This window comes from Mesorhizobium sp. M4A.F.Ca.ET.022.05.2.1, from assembly GCF_003998845.1.
GTDB lineage: Bacteria > Pseudomonadota > Alphaproteobacteria > Rhizobiales > Rhizobiaceae > Mesorhizobium.
The window spans coordinates 1-6,249 of sequence record NZ_RZOJ01000354.1; the positions used below are offsets into that span (position 1 = coordinate 1).

Sequence of the window (6,249 nt, forward strand, 5' to 3'; positions counted from 1 at the left end):
GGTGAAGCCCTCGGCTTCGATGGCAGCCTCGCAGGCGGCCAAGGCGCTGCGCGCCAAGGGCGTCGACGTGATCGACCTCGGGCTCGGCGAGCCGGATTTCCCGACGCCCACGCACATCATCGACGCCGCCCATTTCGCGGCGAAGGCCGGCCAGACGCTCTACACCGGTGCCGCCGGCACAGCCGAGGTGCGCGAAGCCATTGCCGGCAAGTTCCGACGTGAAAATGGTCTCGACTACACGGCCGACGACATTGTCGTCGCCAATGGCGCCAAGCAGATCATCTTCAACGCGCTGCTGGCGACGCTGGAGAGCGGCGACGAGGCGATCCTGCCGGCGCCCTATTTCGTCTCCTATCCGGAAATGGTCAAGCTGCTTGGCGGCACGCCTGTCGTCGTCGAATGCCCGGAGACCACCGGCTTCCGGCTGACGCCGGCGCTGCTGGAAGAGGCGATCACGCCAAGGACGAAGTGGTTGTTCCTCAACATGCCCGGCAACCCGTCCGGCGCCGTCTATTCGGAAACCGATCTCAAGGCGCTGGGGGCGGTGCTGGCAAGGCACCCGCAGGTGCTCGTGCTGTCCGACGAGATTTACGAGCACATCCTTTTCGACGGGCGCGAATTCGTGTCCTTCGGCAAGGCCTGTCCCGAGCTCAAGGACCGCACGCTGATCGTCAACGGCGTATCGAAGTCCTATGCGATGACCGGCTGGCGTGTCGGCTACGCGGCCGGACCGGGGCCGCTGGTCAAGGCGATGTCGACGATCCAGAGCCAGTCCTGCACTTCCGTCTGCTCGATCGCGCAGGCGGCGACAGTCGCCGCGCTCAACGGCCCGCAGGACGAAGTGGGGCGCTTCAGGCAAGCCTTCGAGGCGCGTCGCAACCTGGTTGTGGACGGCATCCGCAAGATCAACGGGCTGACGCTTTCGCCGCCGGACGGCGCTTTCTATGCCTATATCGGTTGCGCCAGCCTGATCGGCCGCAAGACCCCGAAGGGCGTCGTGCTCGAGGACGACGCGGCCGTGGCAGACTATCTTCTCAACGAAGGCCGCGTGGCGTCCGTGCCTGGCGTGGCGTATGGACTGTCACCCTATTTCCGCATCTCGACCGCGACCAGCGCAGAGGTGCTCACCGAGGCGATCTCGCGGATCAACACCGCCGTCGCGCAAGTGGAGTAAATGATGCCGCACTACGAACGTATCCTGATCACCGGCGCCGCCGGCCGCCTCGGCTCGGAGCTGCGCAAGGGGCTGGTGCCGCTGGCAAAAACCATCCGCCTGGCGGGGCGCCATCCGTTTGGCGATCTTGCCGCTCACGAGGAAGAAGCGGTCTTCGACCTCGCCGACATGGAGGCGACGATCGCGGCGACCAAGGATTGCGATGCGATCGTCCACTTCGGCGGCGCGCCGCTCGAATGCGAGTGGCAGACCATCCTCGATTCCAGCATCCGCGGCTCCTACCACATCTATGAAGGCGCCCGGAAACACGGGGTGAAGCGCGTCATCTATGCCTCCTCGGTACATGCCATCGGCTATCACGAGGTCGAGGCGCATATCGGCGTCGACGCACCGGTGCGGCCGGACAGCCTGTATGGCGTGTCGAAGAATTTCGTCGAGAGCCTCAGCCGGCTCTACTGGGACAAGTTCGGCATCGAGACGGTGTGCCTTCGCATCTTCTCGTCCTTCCCCGAGCCGGCGGACCGGCGCATGCTTTGGTCCTACCTCTCCTTCGCCGACTGCGTGCGGCTGGTCGAGGCCTCGCTGACGGCGCCGCGCGTCGGCCACACGATCTCCTTCGGCATTTCCGACAACAAGGTGAAGACGGTCGACAACAGCGGCGCCAACCATCTGGGCTTCATCCCGCAGGACAGCGCCGAACCTTTCCGCGCCGCCGTCGAGGCGAAAACGGCCATTCCCGATCCAAAAAGGCCGTCGGTGAAATATCTCGGCGGATGGTTCTGCGAACTCGGCCATCCGGACGACAAGGCCGAATAGCGATCGGTCGGGCAGGAACGCCCCCATCAGTGCAATCTTGCCGTCCGGAAAGACTGAAGGCTTTTCGGGACGGCAAGCCGCGCGAAGCCGTCTCACCAAGGCAATTTTGCACACGCCGGGGCATTGGCGCCTGTCCGTTTGCTGCGGGGTTTGCAGCGCCGGAACGGACGGAAAGCCTTGCCTGCCCAAGGTTTCAGCGATTTCAAAGGGATGGGCTGGCGCTGCGTAACATTGTGACGTTCAGTGAAAAGACCTTGGCGTTCAATCACGGACGATCGAGTTCCTTCGAAACGGCGCGCGCCTTTGCCTTGGCCTCCTGTTGCGATAGCATGGCCGCAAATTAGCTGTGGCTGAAAAATCGGATTTCGCTGAGGGGGCGAAAGTTCATGGAGATGCAGCAGGTCCGCTATTTTTTGGCCCTGTCGAATACGTTGAATTTCACCAGAGCGGCCGAGGAGTGCAACGTCACGCAGCCGGCGCTCACGCGTGCGATCAAGACGCTCGAAGAGGAATTGGGTGGAGAACTGCTTCGGCGCGAGCGCCAGCATTCGCACCTGACGGAACTCGGGCGGCGTATGCTGCCGCTTCTGCAGCAGTGTTATGATGCGGCGACGTCCGCCAAATCGCTTGCCAAGGCCGTGCAAAGCAGCGACGTCGCGCCGCTCAACGTGACGATTTCGAACAGCATCAATATTGCGCTGCTGGTTTCGCCTTTCACGGAGCTTTTCCGGGCCTATCCAGGCGTCCACCTCAAGATCAACCGCGGCTCGCCGGCCGCCGTCGTGGACGCGCTCAAGAATGGTGACGTCGAACTGGCCGTTGCCGGCCCGCTGGGGCAAGCCTGGGATCGCCTCGACATGTGGCCGCTCTTCCAGGAGGGAATCGAACTTGCTGTGAATTCCGATCACCCGCTCGCGCGGCGCAACGAGGCCGATGTCGCGTTGAACCAGCTTGCCGCGGAACCGGTGCTCAGCCGGATCGATTGGGAGACGAGCGAGGAGCTATCGCGTGGCCTGTCTGCCAAAGGCCTCACGCCTCGAACCGCGCACGAAGTCGAGACCGACCAGGATCTGCTCGCGCTGCTCGAGGCCAACGCCGGCGTAGGATTCGTCTGCCTGACGGCACCCCGGTCGCCGAACACGCGCCGGCTCAAGCTTCGCGATCTCGATGTCTCGCGGATCGTCTCCGTCTACGCGGTTGCCGGGCGGCACAGATCTCCCGTGGCCGCGACCCTGCTCAACCTGTTGAGGTCGACGGACTGGTCGCCCTTCGGCGTCAGCGAGCCCGCCTGAGCGCCGCGATCAGGTCGTCGATGTCCATTCGTCGGCGGTAATCAGGATCGACAAAGCGATCGGTGATGATCCCGTCCGTTCCGACGATGAAAGTCGCGGGGATTGGCAGGAACCAACTGGCGTTGCCCTGGTAGTTTGGAAGATCGTAGGCAACGCCCATCAAGCGCTCCATCTCTGCCCCGATCCAAATCGCCAGGTTGAGGGACAGAGCGTAGCCATTGTCCATATCGGTCAGGAAGGGGAAGCCTGCGCCAACGGCAGCCTTCATCGCCCTGGCGAATTTGCGTCGCTCAGGCATGATCACCACGACCTGGCCGCCCAAAGCCGCGATCTCCTGCTGGGCTTCGACGATGCCGATCGCGTTCAGCCGGCAGTAGGGGCACCAATGCCCGCGCTGAAAGGTGACCACGGCGGGACCCTGGAGCAGGATGTCGGCCAGGCCAACCAGCCTGCCCTCATCGTCCGGCAGCAGGAACGGCGGCATGGCATCGCCGGGAGTTGGCGCCGCGGCTCCGGCTCCCTGTTTCTCCAGGCGATCCACAAGGCGGTCTACCGCATCGGCGAAATTCGCGTCGATCCGTCGGACTGCCGCGGCAATCACCGCCAGCCGCTCGTTGAGAGGCGCATCAAGTTCGACGGCTGCATGGACGGCCTGTTCAAATGTCATGGGCTGGTCGGCGGCGGCCATTTCTGCGCTTTCATCGATCTGACGCAGCCTATCATCGAAGCCCCTCCGCCGCGGCCATGTTTTTCTTGCATGGTTTTGATGCCTTGCGCGCATCAAAGCGGGCGAGGTTCGTATTCTGTTCGCCGCCTGACCTCAGTTCGTTACAACATGTTCCTGATATCGGCGGAGAAGGTCGGGAAACCGTAGACCATATCGGCAAGCTGCGATGCCGTGATGGCGTGTTTCATCGCGAGTGCAAAGATATGGATCAGTTCTTCGCCGGCATGGCCAACCATGTGGGCGCCGACGATCCTGCCCGTCGTTTCCTCGACAATGATCTTCGACCACGCCACCGTCTCGGCATAGGTCCTCGCCGTGAGCCAGCCCTGCATATCGTTGAGGTGGATCCTGACGCCGAGTCCCCGTTCCCTCGCCTTGGCTTCGGTCAGTCCGACACTTGCCACGGCCGGAATGCTGTAGAGACACGCCGGGATATGATCGTAGTCGGGCCGATGTTTCGGTCCGTCGACAATGTTGCGGCCAACGATGCCGCCCTCGTAGGTCGCTACCGGCGAAAGCTGCGGAGAGTTCCACACCGCGTCGCCGCAGACGTAGACATCGGGATTGGAGCGCGAGCGCAGATGGCCGTCGATTTCGATCCTGCCCTCGCGATGCACGATAACGGCGGCGCCAAGATCGAGGCCCTCGACATTGGCCACGCGCCCGGCGCAATTGACAACCCTGTCCGCTTCCACCGCGCACTCGGCACCGTCCGCCACGAAAGTGACGCGCAGCCGTCCGTCAGCCTCGTCGATCCTCTTGACCCAGGCCAGGGTGCGTATGCTTATGCCGATACGCTCGCTCACATCCCGGATCTGTTCGACGGCTTCGACATCGAAACCTCCGAGCAAATGCGGCAGCGCTTCGAGAATCGTGACCTCAACGCCGGCGCGCGCATAGACGTGGCCAAGTTCGAAGGCGATGACGCCGCCGCCAATGAACACCGCGGCGCGGGGCAGCACTGGATCGTTCAAAACATCGTCGGAAGTCGTCAGATGCTCGGCGCCCTGGATCGGCAGCGAGCGTGGCTTCGAGCCGGTGGCAATGACGATGTTCCTGGCCTCGAGTTCCCGCCCGTCGACGCGGATGGCGTTGCTGCCGATAAAGGCGGCCTCGCCGTGGATGACATTGACGCCTCGCTTGGCCATCAGTCCGGACAGCCGGGACGGAATGTCCCTGATCATTTCCTTTTCCCGCTCGATCAGCGCGCTCCAGTCGAGCCTCGGGGAATCGATGCTGATCGCATGCCGATCGGCCCGTTCGATTTCATCAAGCGCATGGGCCGCCGCAACCAGCACTTTCTTCGGCGTGCAGCCGCGATTGGGGCAGGTGCCGCCAAGGTCGCGGGCCTCGATCATGGCGACGGAAAGCCCTGCGGCGCGGGTCGCGACCGTGACGCCCATTCCTGCATTGCCGCCGCCAAGGACAACCACGTCATACTTTTCCATCTAGCGACTCCGCCCTGCCTAGTGGAGCTTGATCCGGGGTCTGGTGCGCCTGACCACCATCTCGCCGATCGAGTCCAACGCGGTCTTTGCGAGGCCGTGCACCGCCTTGAGATGCATCTTGTGCAGCGAGCGATAAACGAGCCTCGCAAGCAGGCCCTCGATCTTCAGCCCGCCGATCAGGCTGCCGAACGCACCGTAGTCGGCAAGCGAGACAAGGGAGCCGTAGTCGCGGTAGCGGAAGGCCGGCGTGGCCTGTCCCGCGAGGCGCGCGGCAACCACCTTCACCAGGTGGTCGGCCTGTTGATGAGCCGTCTGGGCGCGAGGCGGCAAGGCATTGTCTTCGCCCGGCAGGACGCAGTTCGCGCAGTCGCCGATCGCGAACACATTCTCGTCTCCTACAGCACGCAAGGTCTCGTCCACCATCAGGCGGTTGATGCGGTCTGTCTCGAGGCCATCGAGAGTCTTCAGGAAATCCGGCGCCTTGATCCCGGCCGCCCAGACCACGAGCTCTGCTGGCACAAACAGCTTTTCGCCCAGCCTGATGCCCTCCTCGGTCACTTCGGTGACCTTGATGCCGCAGCGTATCTGGACGCCCATCTTGATGAGCAGGCGTGCCGAAGCCCGCGCCATGTGCTCCTGAAGCGCCGGCAGGATGCGCGGCCCGGCCTCGACGATGGTGATGCGAATCAACTTCTCGAAGTCGATGTTGTCGAGGTTGTGCGAAGCGATTTCCCGCATCGATTTGTGCAGTTCCGCGGCCAGTTCGACGCCGGTCGCTCCGGCGCCGACGAT

General features: G+C 63.5%; 6 protein-coding genes. 3 read left to right on the plus strand and 3 right to left on the minus strand.

From position 1 onward, the window contains the following. The first annotated feature begins 1 nt into the window (after window position 1). The 3 genes from EN745_RS27275 (at window position 2) to EN745_RS27285 (ending at window position 3,282) form a co-directional block, all read left to right on the plus strand. Window positions 2-1,174 (plus strand): pyridoxal phosphate-dependent aminotransferase, encoded by a 1,173-nt coding sequence (locus EN745_RS27275; RefSeq protein WP_245487849.1) that lies wholly within the window; start codon window positions 2-4, stop codon window positions 1,172-1,174. A 3-nt stretch (window positions 1,175-1,177) separates the two neighbouring features. Then, window positions 1,178-1,990 carry an NAD(P)-dependent oxidoreductase gene (locus EN745_RS27280; RefSeq protein WP_126056524.1) on the plus strand — a complete coding sequence of 271 codons (813 nt, stop codon included), beginning with the start codon at window positions 1,178-1,180 and terminating at the stop codon, window positions 1,988-1,990. 386 nt (window positions 1,991-2,376) lie between these two features. Further along, window positions 2,377-3,282 (plus strand): LysR family transcriptional regulator, encoded by a 906-nt coding sequence (locus EN745_RS27285; protein ID WP_127406427.1) that lies wholly within the window; start codon window positions 2,377-2,379, stop codon window positions 3,280-3,282. Here the strand turns inward: EN745_RS27285 and EN745_RS27290 are convergent. From EN745_RS27290 to EN745_RS27300, 3 genes are all read right to left on the minus strand, one after another. After that, complete coding sequence (locus tag EN745_RS27290; protein WP_127406426.1) at window positions 3,266-3,970, minus strand: peroxiredoxin-like family protein; 705 nt, start codon at window positions 3,968-3,970, stop codon at window positions 3,266-3,268. The genes EN745_RS27285 and EN745_RS27290 overlap by 17 nt on opposite strands. 140 nt (window positions 3,971-4,110) lie before the next feature. Beyond that, window positions 4,111-5,457 (minus strand): NAD(P)/FAD-dependent oxidoreductase, encoded by a 1,347-nt coding sequence (locus EN745_RS27295; RefSeq protein WP_127422691.1) that lies wholly within the window; start codon window positions 5,455-5,457, stop codon window positions 4,111-4,113. 18 nt (window positions 5,458-5,475) lie between these two features. Further along, the coding region (locus EN745_RS27300) for an FAD-dependent oxidoreductase (protein WP_189363174.1) at window positions 5,476-6,249 on the minus strand (774 nt) is incomplete at its 5' end.

What these genes read in the sequence shown, in the direction of transcription:
- EN745_RS27280 (WP_126056524.1), top strand. Translation starts at nt 1,178, where the DNA reads ATGCCGCACTACGAACGTATCCTGATCACCGGCGCCGCCGGCCGCCTC.
- EN745_RS27285 (WP_127406427.1), top strand. Translation starts at nt 2,377, where the DNA reads ATGGAGATGCAGCAGGTCCGCTATTTTTTGGCCCTGTCGAATACGTTG.
- EN745_RS27290 (WP_127406426.1), bottom strand. Translation starts at nt 3,970, where the DNA reads ATGGCCGCCGCCGACCAGCCCATGACATTTGAACAGGCCGTCCATGCA.
- EN745_RS27295 (WP_127422691.1), bottom strand. Translation starts at nt 5,457, where the DNA reads ATGGAAAAGTATGACGTGGTTGTCCTTGGCGGCGGCAATGCAGGAATG.